Origin of the sequence: Streptomyces sp. NBC_01224 (genome assembly GCF_036002945.1) — a bacterium.
In the GTDB taxonomy this organism is placed as follows: domain Bacteria; phylum Actinomycetota; class Actinomycetes; order Streptomycetales; family Streptomycetaceae; genus Streptomyces.
Genome location: NZ_CP108529.1, coordinates 1192617 through 1214763 on the forward strand (window position 1 = coordinate 1192617; position 22147 = coordinate 1214763).

Sequence of the window (22147 nt, forward strand, 5' to 3'; positions counted from 1 at the left end):
GCCGCCCGGACGGTTCGGGCGGCCCTCGGCGTCTCTTCGATGCGCGTCACGAGCCAGGAATCGACTGAATCGACTCCCATCCGGCGCACGAGCCCGCAGGGCCGGAGCGTCGGTACGAAGCCCGGACATGACGTACCGACGCGAAGCACTGAGCCGGAACGTTGACATGCACCGGCCGTACGGTGAATTCTGATGCGCGAATCTCCAATGTTCCAAGCATGTCTGCGCAGACATCGCCTACTTCGCTGTTCGGTACGAACGGAGAACACTCCTTGCGGATCCTTCAGAACCGTCCCAGCCAGGCGGCGGTCGGCTCGCTGTCGGTGATCGTCCTCGCGCTCACCGCGCTGACCGTCCCAGCCACGCAGGCACAGGCCGCGGCAACCCCGTCGGGCACCCTCGACAGCACCACGAAGAATGTGAGCTGGCAGAGCCCGGTCTACGCCAAGGGCACCGTCGACTCACCTTCCAAGTGCGGTACGGCCGCCGACGACCCGGACAACGCCGTCTGCGCCCGCTTCGATCTGACCGTGAACCCACCCGCGGGCCAGTGGGACGACAATCCCGAGGGCGGCGTCCCCGTCTCCATCCAATGGGAGACGCCCACCGACGACTTCGACATGTACATCTATGACTCGGCCAATAAGCAGGTGGCGTCCAGCGCGGGCACAGCCGACCCCGAGTCCGCGGTCATCCCGAAGGCCTCCGGCACATACCACGTGGTCGTGGTCCCCTACGACGTGCACAACAATTCCTTCAGCGGAAGGGCGTACCTCCCCGAGGCCACCGACGCCGGAGACCTCACCGGTTTCAGCGGCTCGCACGGTACGTACGAGATCGAGGCCGGTGCGCTCAAGGCCCGCGCCGAGTTCTTCACCGACGACACACTGCGGCTGCAGGCATCCCCGGACGGCGTCCTCGCCGATCCGAAGGACAGCCACATGATCCGGCAGCAGCCCACGGCCCAACGGCACACCAAATCCTTCGACGCGGGGACCTATTACGGCATCCGCTCCAAGGACGTGGTGATGCGCGTCTATAAGAAGCCGCTGCGTTTCGGCCTCTACAAGGCCGACAACCGCACGGTCATCTGGCAGGAGGCCGACCCGCTGCGCTGGACCGGCGGCGGCATGCGGCAGAGCCTGAAGCGCGGCGCCGATGAACAGTTCTTCGGCGGTGGTGAGCAGAACGGCAGCTTCTCGCACCGCGATCAGATGATGAACGTCGGCAACAACACCAACTGGAACGAGGGCGGTTACAACAACTCCCAGCCGTTCTACATCTCCACCGCCGGCTACGGCGTCTTCCGTAACACGATGACCCCCGGCATCTACGACTTCAACTCACCGGTACGGACCGGCCAGCAGGAACGGCGGCTGGACGCCTACTATTTCACCGGTGACACCAAGTCGGTCATCGGCAAGTACACCTCCCTGGTGGGCAAGCCGTTCATGCCGCCGGTGTACGGGCTCGAGCCCGGCTCCGCCGACTGCTACCTCCACAACGCCAACCGGGGCGAGCGCCACACCCTGGACGCGCTGAAGGTCTCCGACAGCTACGTACAGAACGGCATGCCGCTCGGCTGGATGCTCGTCAACGACGGCTACGGCTGCGGTTACGAGAACCTCTCCCAGACAGGTGTGGGCCTCAACAAGAACCATGCCCAGCTCGGCCTCTGGACGCAGAACGGTCTGCCCGACCAGGCCGAGGAGGCCAAGGCCGGCGTCCGCGTCCGCAAGCTGGATGTCGCCTGGGTCGGCGGCGGCTACGGTTTCGCCCTGGACGCCTGCGACCAGGCCAAGGCCGGCATCGAGGACAACAGCGACGCCCGCGGTTTCGTCTGGCTGCCCGTCTCCTGGGCCGGCGCACAGCGCTGCGGTGTGCTGTGGAGCGGTGACCAGAGCCTGTCCTGGGACTACATCCGCTGGCAGATACCGACATACGCCGGGGCGACCATGTCCGGCATCGCGTACAACACGGGTGACGTCGGCAGCATCTACCGGCACGACCCCGAGATGTACACCCGTGACCTGCAGTGGAAGGCATTCCTCCCGGCCATCATGACCATGGACGGCTGGGCGAGCGACATCACCACCAAGAAGCCGCACGACCAGCAGCCGTGGCTGGACGGCGAGCCGTACACCTCCATCAATCGCAAGTACCTTCAGCTGAAGGAGCGGCTGCTGCCGTACATGTACACCCTGTCGAAGGACGCCACGAAGACCGGCGTCGGTCCGGTCCGGCCGCTCTCGCTGGAGTACCCCGACGACCCGGCGGCACTGGGGCCGAACGCGAAGTACGAGTTCCTGGCCGGACCGGACTTCCTGGTCGCACCGGTGTACAGCGACACGGACGTCCGTGACGGCATCTACCTGCCGAAGGGCACCTGGACCGACTACTGGACGGGCAAGACCTACCAGGGCCCGACCACGGTCAACGGTTACAAGGCGCCGCTCGACACCCTGCCGCTGTTCGTCAAGGGCGGATCGATCGTGCCGATGTGGCCCAAGGGCACCGTGTCCTGGGAATCACGGGACAAGAGCCAACTCGACTACGACATCTATCCGCAGGGCACCACGGACTACACGCTCTACGAGGACGACGGCGTGACGAGGAAGTTCACCGAAGGCGCCTCGGCCACGCAGCACGTACAGGTCCAGGCACCCACGCACGGCAAGGCCGGCCGCACCACCGTCAAGATCGGTGCGAGCGTGGGCAGTTACGAGGGCAAGCCGTCAGCCCGCTCGTACCATGTCACCGTGCACGGCAATAACGCCCCGTCGCAGGTCGTCATGGACCACAGCCGTCTGCACCGGCTGAACTCGGCGACGGAGTTCGCCGCAGCCAAGACCGGCTGGTTCACCGACCCCGCGACCGGGATCACGGAGATCAAGACGCCGTCCGTCTCCACGGGACACGGCTTCACGGTGGAGCTGCAGAAGTAGCGAGTCCTGCCGGCCGGCAGGAACCGTGTCAGGGGCCGTTCACGGACGGCCCCTGCCGCGTGTCCCCGTCCTGTAATCCTCGGGCGACCGCACCGTAGATCGGTCTGCGGCACGATGTATCACGCGTGGGCCGGCGACAGCGCCCGCGAGTCACTCCTTGACGCCGATTTGGCGCAAGAGCCCTTGACGCAGGGATCGCTCTGGACAACCTCGACGTCGACACAGGTCCTCACGGGGGACAGCCCGGCCCCTTCACCGGCCCGCGGTGAGGGTGTCGAGGAGAGCGGCGGTGAACTCCTTGGGTTTGTCGATGTGAACGGCGTGGCCGGCGTCGGGGATGGCGGTTTCGCGTACGGGGCCGCCCGCGGCGGCGTAGTGATCGAGTGCGTGGCGGGTCTGGGCGACCATGGGCTGGGCGGGGCAGTGTTCGGCGCCGGGCCAGCCGGGGACGGCGCCGAGTGCACCGAGGTGGGCGAGGTCGAAGAGCGAGGTGTCGGAGACTATGAGGTCGTCGGTGCCTCGGATCCAGCCGATGGGCGGTTTGGGGTCGATCCGGTGCAGGTCGTCGATACGGAAGCGGGTGGGGGCCATGGCGTTGAGGACACCTCGGAGGCCGGGGGCGGTGCCGGGCCAGTGGTCGCTTGGACAGGTGTCGCCGGGGTAATGGTCGTCACCGGTGCGGGTGGAGAGCATGGCGTCGACGAAGGTGTCCTCGAGTGCGGGACGGAGCGGCGGTCTGACGTAGCTGGAGGCGAGGACGGCGCGGGGGGAGAGCGGTGAGTCCTCGCTGCGGTCGCCCTCTTTGAGTCGCTGGACGAATTCGGGGTTGACGGTGCCTGCGCCGGAGCCCGCGCCGTCGGGGTGGTTGAGTCGGCCGTCGGCGCCATGGGTGCCGCCGAAGCCGTAGGGGGAGACGGGGTTGACGAGGGTGAGGCTACGGACGGCGGTGGGGTGATCGCGGAGGTGTTGGAGGGCGATGCCGCCGCCCATGCTCCAGCCGACGAGGTGGACGCGGTCGAGGGCGAGGGCATCACAAAGGGCGGTGAGGTCGTCGCTGAAGTCCCGGACGCCGCGGGTGGCGTCGATGGGGAGGGCGTCGGTGTCGCCGAAGCCGCGGAGGTCGACGGCGAGGGGGCGGTAGGGGTGCGGCAGGTCGAGCATGGTCTGTTGCCAGAAGGTGGCGGCGGAGACGTTGCCGTGGACGAAGAGGACGGGTTCGCCGGTCCGGTCGGGGAGTTCAAGGAGGTTGAGGGTGAGCCGGGGAGTGGTGATCCGTCGAGCGTGGATGCCGGGGAGGAGTGCGGGCGAGGTCATGGTCCGTCCTTGGGAGTGGCAGGGTCAGCCGAGCCAGGCGGCGATCTGGGCGCCGGCGGAGGAGTGCCAGCCGAGTTGGAGGTGGTTGGCGGTGGAGATGAGGGCGGTTCCGGCAACGTTGGCGATGCCGGTGCGGTCGAGGGCACTGTCGACGAAGACCACGCCGTCGCTGGGGCCGCGGTTCTCGTTGTAGATGCCGAGGACGCTGGGGGATCCGCCGGCGAGGAGGTAGGTGGCGACGGAGCCGGGGATGCCTGCCTTGTGGAGGGGGGCGATCAGGGAGCCGGCGTCGATCGCGGTCTGGATTCCACTGCCGGAGGTATAGAAGCCCTGGCCACCGTGGTAGGTGGTGTACCAGTCCTGTTGGGTCATGTCGATGCCGTACGTGGCGTCCCAGCGGGCGAGCATCTGGCGCTGTCCGGGATAGACGTCGTAGCCGCTGGTGGGGGCGAAGGCGAATTCGGGATGGGCGGTGTAGGTGCCGTAGCAGGTCATGTAGAGGTGGGGCGACGGGGCGTTGACGCTGCCGCCGCACTGGGGCCAGATGCTGAAGTCATGGGCCCAGCCGTGGGCATAGGGGTAGTCGTAGCCGCCGTTGGGGCCACCGAGGGTGATGAGGCGGCGTACGTCTCCGGCATAGGGGCGTCCCCAGGTGGGCCGCAGTGAGGAGACATAGGCTCGGGTGGACATCTCCCCCTTGCTCCAGCCGACGAGGTCCACCTGGCTGACGCCGAGCCGGTCCTTGATGACGGCGATGGCGTCGCCGACCTGCTGGGCCTGCATCAGGTTGTCGCCCTGTTTGTGGGCGAAGTTGACGGCGAAGACGCGGTAGCCGCGAGCGGCGAGGTACTGCATGAGTCCGGTGCTGGGGCAGGACATGGACCCGCAGCCGTAGCCACCGGATTCGCCGGGGTTGGCCCAGGCGCGGTCGGCGTTGTCGTTGGCGCCGTGGACGAGGAGGACGGGGGTCTGGTGACTTCCGCTGTTCCAGCCGGGGGCGGAGTAGAGGAGGAAGCGGCCGGAGTAGGGCTGCTTGACGCCGCCGAAGAAGGTGCGTCGCTGACCGTCCTGGTCGCCACGGCCGTCCGGGGGGTACTGCTCGGAATGGAAGCCGCTGGTGGTGTCGAGGTAGCGATCGACGCGGTCCCAGCCGTTGGCGACGGTGGTGTAGGTGGCTTCTAGGGTGAGGTAGCTGGGTGGGGCGGCATGGGCCTGTGTGGTGGCTGCTCCGAGGCTCAGCAGTGTGAGAAGCAGGCCGAGCAGGGTGCTCGTTGCTCTGCGCATTGCGGCTCTCCCGTCGGGGGGTGGACTCGGTGGTTCGAGTCCGTCACGGTAGGACGGTGCGGGGGACCTTCCCATGGGGTGGGCAGCCATAGGTGCGGGGCGGAGGGGTGTGTCGTGCCCCCATGTGCCGGGTCTCGAAACTCGGGTGTCGGAACCCGAGCTGCCGCAGCGCCCTCCTCACTCTTTCGTGGGTACGTGCCAGGGTCTTCGGCCGAGTCCTGAGCTTCGGGATCCGGGCGCCGGGACACGAGCAGCGAGACCCGGGCGCCGGGATCCGAGCGCCTTCTTTGACCAGCGGGTCATAGGGGGGTGGGAAACCCCCCTGACCTCCCCGACCCGTAACGGCAAGCAAGTACGACTAATCGTGACCGGCTTGCGACGCGCAGTCGCACCTGCTTACGGTGCCGACACAACAAAACGACCCCGACGCGGTGTTACGAGCACCATGCCGGGGTCTCACCCCAAGATCGAAAAGAGCGATCTCGTGGCTACCGAGAACCTTAGCGCCGCCCTGCCCGCGCCCGCATCCTCGCCTCCGTACCCGATGGCCAAGCCCGGATACGGCAAGCGGTCCGTACCGGACGAGCGGCCGCCCCGCGCCGATGACTTCACGCTGCTGCCCGCTCGCGAGGGATACATCGCCGGATTCATCGACCGCCTGCCCGAAGGCGCCGCGATGAGCGTGAAGAGGGCCCCGGGCACGGCTCGTCGGAGCGACGAAGCACGGATCAGACGCGCGTCACCAGAAAGTCGCCGCTCTCGGAGGCTCGGTGGCTGCGTACATCAACGAGCCATCGGGCCTGGGCCGCATGCTCAGACGGCACCGGGCGATCCAAGTGGTCCAAGACCTGGGCGTACAGAGGGTGGACACGATTCTCCCGGGCCGCGACAAGAGCCGAGAGAAGCGGCCTGCTGCGCGGGGTCATGCGGTCTGTCTCGACCAGGACGGACACCTTGTCGTCCGGGTGGAGACCGGGCAGACGGTCATCGAGCCGACTGCCGAGATCCATCCATGTGAGCGGTCGGGAAACCCGTGCTGCCATGCGCAAGGCAGGTCTGATCAGGTCGGCACACGCCTGGATCTCGCGGAAGCTCGGCCGCGCGATGAGCAGATTCGCATGAGCCCGCCACGCGGCTATACGTGATGTGAGGTCACAGGCCGGTGGGCTCCACATCGCCGACACACAGGCCCCGGCCTCGCGGAGCACCGACTGGAGCTGATCCAGGTGGAGGATGTCGCCCACGAGATCGAGGTGGTCAAGGAGTCGCACCAACCGCCTGCCGGCCCGCTCGTCGTCCCGGGAAAGCAGTTGCGCAGGCGTGACGGCCGTGGTTTGCGGAGCGGCGAGGACCGGTGCCTGTTCCACGACTGGGCGGGGGGCCGCCTCAGCCCCATCACCGAAGACCGTGCGAGCGCGGAGCCGTCGGCTGGACGCCGAGAGCGATTCTCCGTCCCGGCTGCCATCCCGGGCGGTCTCAGGAAGCAGGTCGCTTCCCGGTCCTCTCCTGCCTGCGGATTCCGTGGGTGCTGCCTGCGCTGTCTCGACTATCAGCGGATCGGTTGGCATGCGGGCGTCGGCCTTCCCGCGCGGGGCAGCGGAACTTCGAGGTTCCTTGCCGCGCTGGACGAGGCCACCGGGGGTGAGAGCGAGGCCCGGAGTCTGGATGCCGAACGAGGTCATGCGGCAGGCGGAAAGGGGAACCCATTCGACCGGGGTGTCGGGATATTGGGTTCCGATCTCCACGATGCGCGTGGCTCCGGACGCTCGGCATCGGATGCGAAGGGCGTGACCCTGCCGGTCCACCTGCCAGTTGGCCAGCATGCTGTCCGGACCGAAGAGCCACTCGATGCCTGCCCATTCGCTGCGGAGGCGAGAGTCGTCCGCCTCCCACAACGCCTTGGACTTGGCGGCGAGCTGAACGCGGAGCAGCCGTGGTTGCCGGCCAAGGGTGTACAACACATCGACCCGCTCGCGCAGCAATTGGCCCTTCTGCTTGTAGCGGGGCTGAACACCTTTGCACTTCTGCTGCTTCAGCCAAGTGACGAGAGCGCGCCCCATGTAGAGGTGATCCGCGCTGGCCTCGTTCGTCGCGCTTCGTCGACAGTGCCCTGAGGCGATGTGGGCGAAGTGGCACTTCTTGTCGCGGTACTTGCGCGCGGTCAGCTTCTTGCCGCAGCCGCCGAGAAGCCTGCCGCAGTAGAAATCCTTCTGCGGATGGAGGCGGATGAACGTGTCGTACTCCACCACGTCCATCGGCAGATAGACCGGCGAGTCCGCCCCGGGAGAACCGGATACTGCCGTCTGGACTTTGCGGGTGTCCTCTTCATCGACGGACGGGGGCATGGCGTACTCCGGGCGGGTGCGGTGGGGCGAGATGAGGGTGGAGGTGTAGTTCTCACCATTGACCAGGGGTTTTCCAGGGTAAGCCCGGCGGCCACACGGTCGTGCGGTCGCACTCGGCGAGGATGAGGTCCTTGAACCGCCGCCGAACAGAGATCCCCTGAGCACCGGCAGCAATCTCCTGCGATTCTCCTTTCCATGTCCGCACGAAATCGAAGACTGCCCAGGCACCGTGCCTGGCCACTGACCACCACCGACATCAACGAGTGTCTCGGCACCTACATGGCCCGCGTCACAGACCTGCGGTTTCTCACCGGACATGACAGCGGGACCATCGTTCTGGGCGCTGAATGGGTCGCTCCGCACCCCTTCAACTACGGCCGCGGCATCCACCCCGACATGGTGGGCGTCTGTATAGACGTCCACCCGGTTGATGCCACCGAGCGTGCTGCCATCCGCGCTGTTCTACGGGCGCAGGCCCTCCCACAACTCCACGAGTGGATCACGCAGGCGATCGCTGCCAACGAGACCTGGCAACTGACCCCTCACCAGCACTACTGGCGACTCACCGACGGCCGCCTCACCCACCGCGACGAAGCGTGAACCGAAAGATCCAAGGGACCGCACCCGGGCATCAGGACCGCGGGCTCCGAATCGGGGTTCCGGGGTGCCAGAGGGTGCCGGGGTGCCAGGGCGTCAGGGCGTCAGGGCGTCAGGGCGTCAGGGCGTCAGGGCGTCAGGGCGTCAGGGCGTCGGAACCAGGGTTCTCTCGGGGTTGTCACCCATGGGATGTCGGGGGTTAATCCAGTCGCCCGGGCGACGCCGGCTCCGTAGGTTCTGCGGTGGAATCGACACGCCACTCCACGCCACAGCCCACGGAGGCCCACCAGTGACCGCCCCATCGCGTCGGCAGACGCGCATCTCTCACCCGCTCGTCGCGGCCTTCGTGCGGTTCGTCGTGTGCGGTGGTGGTGTCGGGCTGATGTCGAGCGGGGCGCTCGTCCTGCTCAGCGAGCGGATACCGATGGTTGTTGCCAACGCGCTGGTCGCCGTCGTTTCCACGGTCATCGCGACCGAGCTGCACCGGCGGGTCTCCTTCCGGAGTGAGCGGAAGGGGTGGGGGGTCCATCTTCAGTCCGGGGTGACGGTCGCGGTGAGCTATGCGTTCACGACCGGCGCGCTGCTCTGCCTGCACGCCGTACGACCCGAGCCCTCGGCCCTCGTCGAGCAGACGGTCTATCTGTCGGCATCCGCTCTGGCGGGTGTCGCACGCTTCGCGCTGCTGCGGGTTGTCGTCTTCGCCGACCGGAACCCGCCTCGATCGCGCGACGACTCACCACTGAGCAAGGTTGCGGTTGCGATGGCTGCGTGAGGGGTGCCGCATAAAGGAGCCCGTCCTGGTCTGCCCCAATCGGGTATGCCCCGTGGTCGGTCCGGTGGTCGCGCTGGTTGACTGTCATGGCTGAGCTGGACTGGATGAAGGGGCGTGCGGACGGATGGCGTACGGGCGGGCCGGATGGGTGCGGGTGCCGGTGGGGGACGATGCGGCACGGTGGACGACCCGGGGCAAGTGCCTGCGCGTGCTCGTCGTTGTACACAACGTGACCGCCGCGACCCGGCTGCTCGACGTGCTCCCCCTGTTCGACGACGACTGGCGTGTCCAGCTGCTGGTGACCTGTACGGGCTCCTCGGCATTCGCGGCCGGTACGGCCGAGTTGCTGTCCGACACCGGGGTGCCGGTCGTGCCGTACGAGCAGGCGACCGAGACGGGGGTGGATCTCGTCATCTCCGCCAGCTTTGGCGGCCAACTGGACTTCCCTGCCGGGAAGTTGGCCGTTCTCTCGCATGGTGTCGGCTACACTAAGAGGCTGGCGACACCGGACACCGGACACCGGACACCGGACACCGGACACCGGGTCGGGGGCGGGGGCGGTGCCTGCGCCCGTCTTCGGGCTCGCGCCGGAGTGGCTTCTGTCGCAGGGCGTGCCCGTCGCGGACGCGCTCGTCCTCTCCCACCCCGAGCAGTACGAACGATTGCGCATCGCCTGCCCCGAGGCGGCGCCGACCGCCGTTCTCGCCGGGGACCCCTGCTTCGACCGGATGCTCGCCGCCCGGCCCTATCGCGAGCGCTTCCGCCGGGCGTTGGGGGTGCGGCCGGGGCAGCGGCTCGTACTGCTCAATTCGACCTGGAGCTCCGATTCACTGGTCGGTGACGGCGCAGACGGCCGGGGCGGGGGTGACGTCGTGGCCGCGCTGCTGGATCGGGTCGCCACGGAGTTCCCCGTGGACGAGTACCGGTTCGCCGCCGTACTGCACCCGAACATCTGGCACGGACACGGACCCGGTCAGATCCGCGCCTGGCTCGATCGCGCGCGGCGCGGCGGGCTGGCGCTGATCGATCCGCTGAAGGGGTGGCGGCAGGCTCTGCTGGCCGCCGATGCCGTGATCGGGGACCACGGTTCCGTCACCTACTACGCTGCCGCCCTCGGCACTCCTGTGCTCCTGGGGGCCGCGCCGCTCGACGCCCTCGATCCCGATGCGCCGATCTCCGCGTTCATGCGGGAGGCGCCGCGGCTCGACCCCGACGCGTCGCTGTCGGCGCAGATCGCGAGACTCATCCGCTGTCACCGGCCACTGTCGGGGCCTGCCGGGTTCACCACCTCCGTGCCGGGTGAATCAGCGGTCCGGTTGCGCAGGCTCTTCTACTCGATGATGGGTGCGCCGGAGCCCGGTTGGCCGGCTTCGCTGAAGCCCCTCCCGCTGCCCGATTACGAGGCCGGTACGGCCACCGTCCCCTTTCACGTACTGTCGGAGGTCCCCGGGCCGGGAGAGGTTGCGGTCAGTCGGCGGGCGGGCCCGCGGCCGACGGTGGGCCCGGGTCACGACGGGGAACTGCACGTTGCCGTGCACGAGGACACCCGTGACGTGGACCAGTTGGATCTGGCAGATGTCATTTTCCGGGACGGGGCACCTGACGACCCGCGCTTCGGCTCCCCATCGGTCTGGACCGCCGAAGTGCTCCGGCGCCATCAGGGCTGCTCCCTTGCGGCCTATGTGACCGGGCCGTCCGCGTGTGTGGTCCGGGTGCGTGGCGAAGAGCCGCTCCGGTTGGTGGCGGCGCCCGGCGCCGATGCGGGAGGCATGTCTGGTCTGGACCCCGCCGCGTACGCCTCTGCCCTGTACGCCTGGCTGGCCACCGGCAACCCCGGCGCGGCCGCAGCCGACAAACGCCTCACGCAAGCGATGGCCGACGGGCTCTCCGTGCGGACAGGTACGCGGCTTCACCGCGTACGGGTTGTTCCTCTGACACCCCCGGAATGACGGGGATGTCAGAGGCGGGAAGAGGGTTTACGGGGTGACACAGCGTTCTCTCATCCGCCGCAGATGCGACAGGTGGTACTCCGCACGCTGGCCGTCGAGCGTTGCGATCGCCTCGTCGATCAGCGGCAGTGCCGCTTCGGTGTCCTCCTCGTCCAACCAGGTCTCGGCCAGATCGGTGAGAGTCCGGGCCGTGTTGTACGTATCGCCGCTCGCCCGGAAGTGGCGCAGTGCGGTCTGCAGCCTCTCGCGGGCCTCCCCGCCCTGTCCGAGCCCGCGCAGGGCTCGGCCGCGATGGCGTTCCAACAGGGCCTGGGCACGCGGCAGGTCGGCGGTTCCCTCGTCGTGTACGCCCATCGTGTTCAGGATGACGCCCGCTTCGTCGAAGCACTCGTAGGCCTCCTGGTAACGCCACTGACGCAGCCTGAGCAATCCCAGGAACTCCACGGCCGAGGCGTGGCCTCGCTTGTGGGCGGCCGACTCCTCGGCCCGCGCAGCCGCCAGTGTCTCCGTCTCCGCTTCCTCCCAACGCCCCAACTCGGTCAGTGAGTGAGCCAGTTGTGCGTGGAGCGCTCCGGCGTCGAGGCTTCCCGGGAGATGGGCGTCGACGAGACGCGCTCCGATGCGCAGCGCCGGCAGCAGCATCTCGTGGTGGCCCGCCTTGAGCTGCAGCGGCCACAGGGAACGGCTCAGGCGTACGGCGGTGTCCGGGTCGCCGGACTCCTCGGCGCAGCGAACGGCTTCGACCAGGTTGCCCAGCTCCGCGAGCAACGCGTCGAGGGCGGCGCCCCGGTCCGCGTACCTCTGCCCGATCCGGTCCTCGGCGGGTGCCGGGACGCGCCAGCTCTCCGGGAGTGCCTGGTGGGCCGCCGATGTCGCCAGGTCCGCGTAGGCGAGCAGCGTGCGGGTGAGAGCCGCGGAGCAGGCCGCGATTCCGTCCTCGCGAATCGCTGTCGCCTCGGCGTGTGCGCGGACCCCCGGGCGGTAGTGGTAGCGGCTGATGTCGGTTCCGCTCCGGCTGCGTTCCAGGAGCATCCTGTCGGCGAGATCCGCCAGGAGTTCCGCCGTGACCGCCGGGTCCTGGCCGGTGGCCAGTCCGGCCGTCGCGGCGTCGAAGGCGGGCCAGCTGCGCAGTGCCATCAGCCGGTACAGTTTGGCGGATTCCGGCGTCAGGAACTGGTAGTTGTCCTCCGCCGCCCCTTGTACCGGGTCGCTGTCCGGTGCGGCCTGCCGCGGCGGAAGCGTGGGGGCGGAGAGCCAGTCCGCCGCGGCGCGCAGGGCGTACGGCGATCCGCCGCATCGCGCGAGCAGCGAAGGCAGCGTGGCGCGGGCTGCGGCGACGGTGGATTTGTCGGTGATATCGGTGAGCAGACGCACAGCATCCTTGTCCGTGAGCGGACCGACGGGAACCCGTACGGCGTCGAGGCCGGGGAACGGGGTCCGGGCGACGACGATCGTGAACACCCCGGGCGCCGACGTGAGGAATGGTCTGACCTGCGCTGCGGAGTGCGCGTGATCGAGCACGACCAGGAGTTTGCGGTCCGCTGCGCAATGACGGAAGAACTCACCGAGCCGGTCGGTGGCGGTCGGCATCTCTTCGTCCCGCAAGCCCAGTTGGCGAAGCAGTGCGCGCAGTACGGTTCCGACGTCGCGTGCGCTCCCGGCGCCCCCGCCGCCGAGGTCGGCATAGATCTGGCCGTCCGGGAAGAGCCGGGTCGGCCGCGCTCCGAAGTGCACGGCAAGCGTGCTGGAACCCATGCCGTCCGGGCCGTGCACCAGGGCGAGCCGGGGCCTTCCGTCCGCGCGGCGGGTTGCCTCTCGCTGGAGTTGCTTCATCGCTTCCTTGCGGTCCGTGAAGAACCTTATGGAGGCGGGGAGGTGAGACTGCACGGCTCGGGCCGGATTCGGCCCTCCGTGCACTCTTGACGCGAACGCGCTCCAGGAGGCCGCGAGTTGCGGGTTGGTACGGATCTGCTCGTAGACCATGCGGGCCACGTCGTCCCGTTCCTCAGGGGCGACGGGCGCGGGGACCTCCCGGCCGGCGATTCTCCGTACGACGCCGCCGGTCGACTCCCAGGCCCACTTGCCGGCCTCGTTGGCCATCCCCGAACCAACTGCGCCGAGTACCGCCGAAATCGCCGCCACCGAAGTGGGATCGAGCATGTCGCGCACTCCTCGTTCCCGGTGTTTCGCGCGGTGCGCCCTCCCCGGCACCGCCGCTTCCACCGTGCGGATCAACGTTAGCGTCAGACGGGTCGATATCCCTTGGACATGGCAATGCTGATCGTCCCGGCCTGACGCCCGAAAACCCCCCGTCCCTCAGGGCGCCTTGAACAGCTCCGGGAAGCGGGGAGCGAGCCAGGGTTTGCGGCCCCAGGCGAGGACACGGCCGCGGGCCATGGCTCCCCATGGGTTGCACCGGCCGAGCGCCATCAGGAGGAAGGTGACCGGCTCGATGAGGATGGTGCAGTCCGGGCGGGTGGGCGGCTGCGGGGTGACGGATACGACGCCCTCGGTGAAGGTGACGCCGAAGCGGGCGCCGCCCCACAGTCGGATCGTGTAGCGGGCGGTCAGCCGGGCGGTCGCAGCGGCATCGGTCACCCGGGGCATCGCCGTAATGAGGAAGGGCAGCGACAGTTCGACGCGCGTGCGGTCGAGCATGTGCGGGCGGCCCAGCGCACGGGCGAGGTCGTAACCATGGCCGAGCATGTGTGTCAGCAGGTACGAGCCCAGTACCGCCTTGCTCATCGGGCCCAACGGGGTGACCACGTTCGCCTCCGTCGTGCACCCGTCCACCGCCGTGAGGTACGCGTCCGCGTGCGTCACGATCATCCCGGCCAGCGGCTCGGCGTCCCGCTCCTCGAAGTCGGCGAGCGCGCGCTCATTGGCCGCGGCCAGACTCTGCGGCGTTCCGTCCCCGTAGCTGCGTTCCTGCCCGGCCGCGATGTCGGCCATCAGCTCGTTGGCCTGCGCCAGATGCGCTGCCGCCTGCCCGACGGTCCACTCCGAGCCGGGCACCGGAACGCTCGTTTCGGCAACCCCGCGCAGCAGCGAGGCGATCTCCTCCGCTGTGGCGCGTATCGCGTCGCCGAGCCCTTCGGGCAGCGTGCCTGGTACGTCGCGTCCGGTCATTGGTTCCACGTTTCTCCCCGCCTCGACCGCCTCTGCGCGCCGGATGCGCGCAGCCCGGCCGCAAACCTCGTCACGGATCACCCACGGTGCCCGTGGTACACAAGACCAGGTGGCGGGGCCCGCGACAAGAGGTCGGAGCACCAGCGCCGCGGGCGTCATCGACCAGCACATGGCGAGCAGGTCACCGGACCGTGTCCAGCAGTACGCCGACCTGGGCATCGAGTGCCTCGTCCGTTCCGGCAGCCGCGCACGGAGGAGGCTCTCCGGTTCGGCCAAGGTGTCCCGCCGCCGTATACATGAAGCCCCGGCTGTCCGGCCACGCCTTCAGCCCGATCTCTCCATTCGTCTCGCCACCGCACGGGCCGTAAGACATTCCCCCCACCCTGCTGCGAGTCGCCACCCCACAATCACCCTCCGCTCATACGTGGCCATAGGAGACGATCCCGTCAGTTCATAGGCCAGAATGAGCGTCAATGACAGCGATACCACCGGCCCCCGATCAGAGCGGAACGCCCCCGGGTCCCAGCCGTTACAGCGCCTTCGCTCACCTCACCGCCCCGAACTCGGCTCTCTACCGGCAGGTGATGGCGGCGTTCCTCGCCGCGAAGGAGCGGTTCGCGGTGCATCTGCGTCCCGAAGACGTGTACGCCGCTCTGCCGTCCGAGCATCGGCCGCCGGAGGCCGAGACCGTGGTGAAGGCCTTGGACAAGCTGGTGGAATGGGGAAATCTGCGGGCCGATCCGGACACCGCGCGGGTGACCGCTGTCGAGGATTTCTACCGCAAGCGGTTCATCTACCAGCTCACCGCGTCCGGCGAGGCGGCCGAGACGGCGCTCGCCGCCTACGACGAATCGCTGGGACGGCCCGGGGCTCTGCAGGCGGTCGCCCTGCGTGACATCATCACGCAGCTGCGCGCCCTGCTCGTCCTCGCAGCGGACGACGCGCCGGACCCGGCCAAGACACATCTCGCACTGTTCACGTTGACCAGCCGTTTCGCGGCACTCGCGGACAACGCGCGGGCGTTCATGGGCTCCCTGCAGCGCACCATCGACCTGCACGACGTCGAAGTCGAGACGTTCCTCGCGTACAAGGACCAGTTGATCCAGTATCTGGAACGCTTCATCCAGGACCTGATCACGCTCGGCGCACGCATCGCCCGGCTCGTCCTGGAGTTGGAGCACCGGGTCGAACCGCTGCTGCGGCTGGCCGCCGCCCGAGAGGCCGCCGATGCTTCGCCCGGAGAAACGGAACAGGCCGAAGCCCGAGCGTTCGGGCAGTGGCAGGGCCGCTGGTCCGGACTCGCCTCCTGGTTCCTGTCCCGGGACGGCCGCGAGTCGCAGGCCCGGCTGCTGCGCGGCCGGGCACTCGGCGCGATTCCGCAACTGCTGGCCGTGGTCCGCTCACTGACCGAACGCCGGGCCGGGCGCTCGGACCGGTCCGCGGACTTCCGGACGCTGGCCCGCTGGTTCGCCGAAGCGCCCGACGACGAGACACGGCACCGGTTGTGGCGTGTGGCCTTCGGCCTCTACCCCGCCCGTCATCTCAGCATCGACGCGGATTCCCTCGCCGCGCGCCAGGCATCCCCGACTCCGGCCTCGACCCCCTGGGCCGAGGCGGAGCCGCTGCGGATCAGTCCGCAGCTTCGGCGCAGCGGCAGTTACGAGAGGCGTGGAAAGGCGCGCAAGGTCGAGGACAGGACCGAGGCCCGGGAGTTGCTCGCCGCACTGGCGAGGAAACAGACCCAGGAGACCGAAACGGCCCGTGCGCTGCTCGCCACCGGCGGTGAAACCCGTCTGTCACGACTCGGTACGCTGGACCCGCTCTCCTTCCAGTTGTTCCTCCAGCTGCTGGGCGATGCTCTTGCCTCGTGGCGGCCGGGCATGACAACGACTGCGGTGACCAGCAACGACGGCTCCATGGAGATCCGGCTCACCGCCCTGGGTGACGGCCGGACGGCCCGTATCGAGACTCCGGACGGGGTCTTCACCGGGCCCGACCACGGCGTCGAGATCACCGATCTGACCATGCCGGTGTCCCGGCGGCCGGCGGCCGGCCCACCGGTAGCGGCGGCGGCCGCGACACCCCTGGAGGCAGGATGACCACCCCTCTCGCCGAGGTGCTGGAGGGACAGCGTGCCGCCGAGGTGAGGCGGGCGGCGCGCGCCCTACTGAAGGAGCCGCTGCTGCGGGCCGCCGGTCCGAGTGCCGATGCGTTCCGGCTCGTCCGACAGCACGCCTCCGAACTGCGAGAATGGTTCGACCGCAACACCGGCTGGCGCCTTCAGGTGGATGCGGAGACCGCCCGGCTGTACCGGACACCGGGCACCCTCGACGACGCCTCTCATCCGGCGCGCGAGGCGAGCCGCGCCGCAGTACCGTTCACCCGCCGCCGCTATGTGCTTCTGTGCCTGGCACTTGCCTGCCTGGAACGCGGCGAGAATCAGATCGCGCTGGGCCGTCTCGCCGAGCAGGTGGTCCTGGATGCCGCCGATCCGCAACTCCTCGCGGCCGGTGTCGCCTTCACCCTTGAGCGGCGCGACGAGCGTCTGGACCTCGCGGCAGTGGTGCGGCTGCTGCTCCGGTACGGCGTGCTGCGCCGGGTGGCCGGTGAGGAGGACGCCTACGTGAGCGGGTCCGGCGATGTTCTCTATGACGTGGAGCGCCGGGTACTGGCCGGAATGCTGGCCACCCGTGTGGGGCCGTCGCTCGTGGCCGCCGAGAGCGCCGACGAGCGGCTGGCCGAGCTCACCGCCGAAACGGCACTGGACAGCGACGACCTGCGTTTCCGCGCCCTGCGGCGCTCGTTGACCCGTCGACTGCTGGACGATCCGGTGCTCTACTACGACGAGCTCACGGATACCGAACTGGCCTATCTCACCCGGCAGCGCGGCTTTCTGACGGCCCGTATCACGGAACTCACCGGGCTGGTGGCGGAGGTGCGGGCCGAAGGGATCGCCATGGTCGATCCGTACGACGACCTCGCCGACCTCCGGATGCCCGAGCAGGGCACCCGTGGTCACATCACGCTGCTGCTCACCGAGCGTCTGGCAGCCGTCGCGGGCCCGGTGTCATTCGTCGAGCTCCAGCAGTGGGTACGTGAACTTGCCGCGGTGCATGGCGGGTTCTGGTCCAAGGCGGCCCGGGAACCGGGATCCGAACCGGAGTTGGTGGAACAGGCCGTGGAGCGGCTGACCGCCCTGGGGCTCGTGTCCCGTACGGCCGACGGCGTCGCACCGCGCCCGGCACTCGCCCGCTATGCCGTGGGCGAGGCCGTCGTTCTCGACCCCGGTGTGTCCACGACCCGAAAGGCGCCGAAGCGTTGAGCATCCTCCCGGACGACCCCGCGACCGCCCCTCTCGTTCCCGCCCAGCAGGCGGCTGGAAGAGGCGTCCCGACGACGGCCGGAACCGCCGTTCCCGCTCCTGCGCGCAGCCGGTGGCAGCCACTGCGGATCGGGCTCGTCGACCTCTTCTACTACGACCGCGAGGAGTTCTGGTTCCGTGACGGCCGGCTGCTGTTGCGGGGCAACAACGGAACCGGCAAGTCCAAGGTTCTCGCCCTCACCCTTCCGTTCCTGCTCGACGGCGACCTGTCGGCACGGAGGGTGGAACCGGATGCCGATCCGAGTAAGCGGATGGAGTGGAATCTGCTGCTGGGCGGGGAACATCCGCACCCGGAACGGCTCGGCTACACCTGGGTGGAGTTCGGCCGGCTGGACGAGCGGGGCCAGGCTCATTTCCGTACGCTCATGTGCGGGCTGAAGGCCGTGTCCGGACGCGGTATCGCCCGTCACTGGTTCGCTGTCACCGACCAGCGGATCGGCCCGGAGCTGAGCCTGCTGGACGCAACGGGAACGGCCCTGTCGCGGGACCGGCTGGCCGACGCCGTCGCCGGGCGCGGCACGGTGTACGACCAAGCCGGGACGTACCGCAGGGCGGTGGACGAAGCGCTGTTCGGGCTGGGCGAGCAGCGGTACGCGGCATTGGTGGACCTGCTCGTCCAGCTGCGCCAGCCACAGTTGTCGAAGCGTCCCAACGAAGCGGCCCTCTCGCGCGCTCTGACGGAAGCCCTGCCTCCGATGGACCAGGCGGTGATCGCCGATGTGGCCGAGGCTTTCCGTTCGTTGGACGAGGAGAAGGAGGAGCTCCGCGCGGCGAGCGAGGCGGAGCGCGCGGCCTCGGCCTTCCTGGAGCACTACCGGCGATACGCGCGGATCGCCTCGCGGCGTCGTGCGCGCATGCCGCGTACCGAGCACGCCCGTTACGAGCGGCTGCAGCGTGACCTTTCGGCGGCACAGGCCGAGCGGGGCAAGGCGCTGGAGGAGCGGGCGTCGGCACAGGAGCGCGGTGCGGCGCTGGAGGAGGCCGAGGCCCGGCTGAAGGCCCAGGACGCCGCACTGCGGGCGGGACCGGAGATGCGTAGTGCGCGCGAGCTGGAACAGGCCGGGAGGGAGGCCCTGCGGACCGGCGACGACCACGACCGCGCCGCGGCCGACCGAGACCTTGCCATGGCCGCGCACCGGCGGGCTGTGCTCCGGGTCGGCACGGCGCAGAACCGGTTGAGCGCCGCGGACGGACGGCTCGTGTCGGCGCGGCTACGGGGCCGCCGGGCGGCGCAGACAGCGCGGATCGATCCGGAGCTGCATACCCGGGACGTACCGGAGCCCGAGCTGCGGCGCTCGGTCGAGGAGGCGGTGGCGCGCCGGCAGCGCACGGTGGATCTGGTGGCGGGCCTGACCGGCCGGGCCGAGCGGGCAGCCGCCGCCCGGCTGGATGTGGCGCGGCGCCTGGACGATGCGGAAGGCGAGGTGGGGCAGGCCGGGGAGCTGGCGGCTCAGACGGCCGATGCGGTGACCGCCGCCGGCGAGGCTCTGCTGGCCCAGGTACGTGAACACGTATGCGGATGCCGTCAGTTGCGGTTTCCCGACCCGGTGGGCCTGCTGGACCGGTTGCAGGACTGGCTGTCGCATCTGAACGGGCCGAGCCCGGCACAGGTGGATGCGGCGGACGCCCATCGTGCCGCTTCGGCCGCTCTCGCGGACCTGTCCGCCCGGCTGGTGCAGCAGCAGTCGGCGCTGGCCGCACGCCGGGACGCGGTACAGCGGGAGTTGGCGGCGCTGGAGGCCGGAGGCGGGCGCGGACCGCAGGTCCCGTACACGAGAACGCCGGGAGTCCGGGAGCGGGCCACCGGTGCGCCGCTGTGGCGTCTCGTGGACTTCCACGATCACGTACCGCAGCGAGAACGCGCCTTGCTGGAGGCGGCGTTGGAGGCCTCGGGGCTGCTGGATGCCTGGGTGTGCCCGGACGGAAGTGCCGTGTCGGCACTGACCGGTCCGGCAGCGGGGAACCACGACGTCCTGGTCGCTCCGGGGGCGCCGGTGGCCGGCACATCGCTGGCACAGGCGCTGCGGCCGGCCGTGGATCGCGAGGACGAGCGCGCACGGGCCGTGGGCGAGGAGACCGTGGGCCGGCTGCTGGTCTCCGTCGGACTGGGCGCGGTGCGGCCGCCCGGGTACGACAGCGGTACGTGGGTGGCCGTGGACGGCCGCTTCCGGGTGGGCGCGCTGACCGGCAGCTGGTCGAAGGAGGCCGCGGAGTACGTCGGTGAGGGCGCCCGGGAAGCGGCGAGGCGGGTCAGGCTGTCCGCACTCAGGGACGAACTGACCTCCGTCCAAAGGGAGTCGGCGGCACTCGCCGAGGACCGGTCGACTGTTGCGGCGCAGCGAGGGCTGCTCGACGAGGAGCTCGCCGCGCTCCCCGACGACGGCGGGCTCAGGCAGGCACACGCGCGTGCCGTCGCGGCCCGCGAGACCGCCCGTCGGGCCGTCCTGCGGCGTGACGAACGGTCGGCGGATCTGGCGCATGCAGCCGACAGCGACCGTGCGGCCGTCCGTGAACTTGCGGAGACCGCTGCGGATGTCGGTCTCTCCCCGCAGGCGACCGAGCAGCCGACGCCGGCTACGGCCGGGGCCACGGCGGACGGGCCGCCGGTGTCCGCGGATCCCGCGTTCGCTCCGGCGGCGATGCGCCGCACGCTGGCCTCCGTACAGGACGGTCTGGCCGACCACCGGCTGGCCCTCGCCGAGGTCTGGCCGGCGCTCCGCGAGCGGACCGAGGCCGGGCAGGCCCTTGCGGAGGAGCAGTCGGATGCTGAGGAGACGCAGGCCCGGGTCGCGGAACTGACGGAACGTACGGAAGCCGCATCCCACGCGGCAGCCTCGGCCGACGAACATCACCGCACTCTGCGCTCCACCGTGGGAGCGGCGGTGGCCGAGCTGGAACAGCGTCTCGCCGAGACTGCCGGAGAGCTCGGCCGCTGTGTCCCGCAGCAGAAGGAGTCGGCCGCGGCCCGCGCCGCGGCGGACCGGCGTGCCAGTCACGCCGAGGGCCGCATCGAACAGCTGGAGTCCGGTCTCGACACCGCTTCCGCCGCGCGGACGGATGCGGTGGAAGCGCTGCGCCGGTTCGCTTCCACGGGACTGATCGGGGTGGCCGTCCCCGAGCTCGTGCTGCCGCCGCTGAACGACGGCGCGTGGGCGGTCACTCCGGCCGTCGCGCTCGCCCGTGGCATCGAGGCGGAGTTGTCGGCGGCGGACGATTCGGACGGATCCTGGGAGCGTGTGCAGCGTCGTCTGAGTGAGGAGCTCAAGTCCCTGCAGGACGCACTGTCCCGGCACGGTCATACCGCGTCGGCCCGGATGGTGGAGGATGGGATGGTCGTCGACATCGTCTACCAGGGGCGCGAGCGGGCCGTACCCGAGCTGGCGGAGGCACTCGCCACCGAGGTCGGCGAGTTGCAGCGCATCCTGTCCGCTCATGAGCGGGAGATCCTGGAGACCCATCTGCTCACGGAGGTCGCGGGCACCCTCCAGGAGCTGATCGGCGCGGCCGAGCGTCAGGTGCGGGCGATGAACGCGGAACTGGAGGAGCGGCCCACCTCCACGGGCATGAAGCTGCGCCTGGTGTGGCGGTCGTCCCGCAAGGCGCCGACGGGACTGGCCCGCGCACGCGAGCAGTTGCGGCAGTCCGCCGACGCCTGGTCACCGGAGGATCGCGCGGCGGTCGGCGAGTTCCTGCAGTCGCAGATCACTCTGCGGCAGTCGGCCGACGTATCGGGCAGCCGACTGGAGCAGCTGACCGCGGCGCTGGACTACCGGGCCTGGCATGAGTTCGGGATCGAACGCCATCAGCACGGCCGCTGGGTGTCGGCCACCGGCCCCGCTTCGGGTGGCGAGCGGGTGCTCGCTGTATCGGTGCCGCTGTTCGCCGCGGCCTCCTCCCACTACGCGACGGCCGCCAGTCCGCACGCACCCCGGCTCGTCACCCTGGACGAGGCGTTCGCGGGCGTCGACGACGACTCGCGCGCCAAGTGCCTCGGGCTGCTGCACGCCTTCGACCTGGACGTCGTCATGACGAGCGAACGGGAGTGGGCGTGCTATCCCCAGGTTCCGGGGGTGGCGATCGCTCAGCTGTCCCGTATCGACGAGGTGGCGGCGGTATTGGTGACCCGCTGGGAATGGGACGGGACGGAGCGCGCCCGGGGGTTCGAGCCGGACCGCGGACCGGTCGGTACCCGGGCCGAACCGGACACGGCGGCACCGGGACGCGCGGGCGCGGAAGGAGTGGGCGCCGAGCCGGTGTCGGCGGCTCCGAGTCCGCCGGACTCTCCGGCCCGTACGGCGATCGCGGGCCCGGCCGTCGACGCCGCCTCCGGTGCGCAGAACGCGACTCTCCAGGATTGCGCGTGGCAGTGATTCCTCCGCCCGGCGAGGCGGCGTCACCGGACCCGGGCGGGGCAACACACGCAGGGGACC

The 22147-nt window shown here is 69.7% G+C and carries 12 protein-coding genes and 1 pseudogene; 8 read left to right on the forward strand and 5 right to left on the reverse strand.

Going from position 1 to position 22147, the window contains the following annotated elements:
* The first annotated feature begins 218 nt into the window (after window positions 1-218).
* Window positions 219-2945, forward strand: coding sequence for a glycoside hydrolase family 31 protein (locus OG609_RS05275; RefSeq protein ID WP_327271705.1), 2727 nt, complete (start codon window positions 219-221; stop codon window positions 2943-2945).
* A gap of 252 nt (window positions 2946-3197) precedes the next feature.
* On the opposite strand, the gene OG609_RS05280 is transcribed toward OG609_RS05275, so the two are convergent.
* Both OG609_RS05280 and OG609_RS05285 read right to left on the reverse strand, forming a co-directional pair.
* A complete protein-coding gene (locus OG609_RS05280; RefSeq protein ID WP_327271706.1) occupies window positions 3198-4259 on the reverse strand; it encodes an alpha/beta fold hydrolase in 1062 nt (353 codons plus the stop codon).
* 24 nt (window positions 4260-4283) lie between these two features.
* A complete protein-coding gene (locus tag OG609_RS05285) occupies window positions 4284-5543 on the reverse strand; it encodes an esterase/lipase family protein (RefSeq protein ID WP_327271707.1) in 1260 nt (419 codons plus the stop codon).
* Between the two features lie 484 nt (window positions 5544-6027).
* On the opposite strand from OG609_RS05285, the pseudogene OG609_RS05290 reads away from it, so the two are divergent.
* Window positions 6028-6231: pseudogene (locus OG609_RS05290) on the forward strand (MarR family transcriptional regulator); the annotation flags it as partial.
* Between the two features lie 40 nt (window positions 6232-6271).
* Here the strand turns inward: OG609_RS05290 and OG609_RS05295 are convergent.
* Window positions 6272-7888 (reverse strand): competence protein CoiA family protein, encoded by a 1617-nt coding sequence (locus OG609_RS05295; RefSeq protein ID WP_327271708.1) that lies wholly within the window; start codon window positions 7886-7888, stop codon window positions 6272-6274.
* Between the two features lie 195 nt (window positions 7889-8083).
* On the opposite strand from OG609_RS05295, the gene OG609_RS05300 reads away from it, so the two are divergent.
* From OG609_RS05300 to OG609_RS05310, 3 genes are all read left to right on the forward strand, one after another.
* Complete coding sequence (locus tag OG609_RS05300; RefSeq protein ID WP_327271709.1) at window positions 8084-8488, forward strand: hypothetical protein; 405 nt, start codon at window positions 8084-8086, stop codon at window positions 8486-8488.
* A 286-nt stretch (window positions 8489-8774) separates the two neighbouring features.
* A complete protein-coding gene (locus OG609_RS05305) occupies window positions 8775-9257 on the forward strand; it encodes a GtrA family protein (RefSeq protein ID WP_327271710.1) in 483 nt (160 codons plus the stop codon).
* Window positions 9258-9817: 560 nt separating this feature from the next.
* Entirely contained in the window at window positions 9818-11206 is a 1389-nt protein-coding gene (locus tag OG609_RS05310; protein ID WP_327271711.1) for a hypothetical protein, read from the forward strand.
* A 27-nt stretch (window positions 11207-11233) separates the two neighbouring features.
* Here the strand turns inward: OG609_RS05310 and OG609_RS05315 are convergent, their stop codons facing one another.
* Window positions 11234-13366 carry a tetratricopeptide repeat protein gene (locus OG609_RS05315; protein WP_327271712.1) on the reverse strand — a complete coding sequence of 711 codons (2133 nt, stop codon included), beginning with the start codon at window positions 13364-13366 and terminating at the stop codon, window positions 11234-11236.
* 156 nt (window positions 13367-13522) lie between these two features.
* Window positions 13523-14335 (reverse strand): maleylpyruvate isomerase family mycothiol-dependent enzyme, encoded by an 813-nt coding sequence (locus OG609_RS05320; RefSeq protein WP_327271713.1) that lies wholly within the window; start codon window positions 14333-14335, stop codon window positions 13523-13525.
* 473 nt (window positions 14336-14808) lie between these two features.
* On the opposite strand from OG609_RS05320, the gene OG609_RS05325 reads away from it, so the two are divergent.
* The 3 genes from OG609_RS05325 to OG609_RS05335 are packed head-to-tail and all read left to right on the forward strand — an operon-like array spanning window position 14809 to window position 22087.
* Window positions 14809-16434 carry a TIGR02677 family protein gene (locus tag OG609_RS05325; RefSeq protein WP_327271714.1) on the forward strand — a complete coding sequence of 542 codons (1626 nt, stop codon included), beginning with the start codon at window positions 14809-14811 and terminating at the stop codon, window positions 16432-16434.
* Window positions 16431-17657 (forward strand): TIGR02678 family protein, encoded by a 1227-nt coding sequence (locus OG609_RS05330; protein WP_327271715.1) that lies wholly within the window; start codon window positions 16431-16433, stop codon window positions 17655-17657. Before OG609_RS05325 ends, OG609_RS05330 begins: the two co-directional genes overlap by 4 nt.
* Window positions 17654-22087 (forward strand): TIGR02680 family protein, encoded by a 4434-nt coding sequence (locus tag OG609_RS05335; RefSeq protein WP_327271716.1) that lies wholly within the window; start codon window positions 17654-17656, stop codon window positions 22085-22087. Before OG609_RS05330 ends, OG609_RS05335 begins: the two co-directional genes overlap by 4 nt.
* The last annotated feature ends 60 nt before the right edge of the window (window positions 22088-22147 follow it).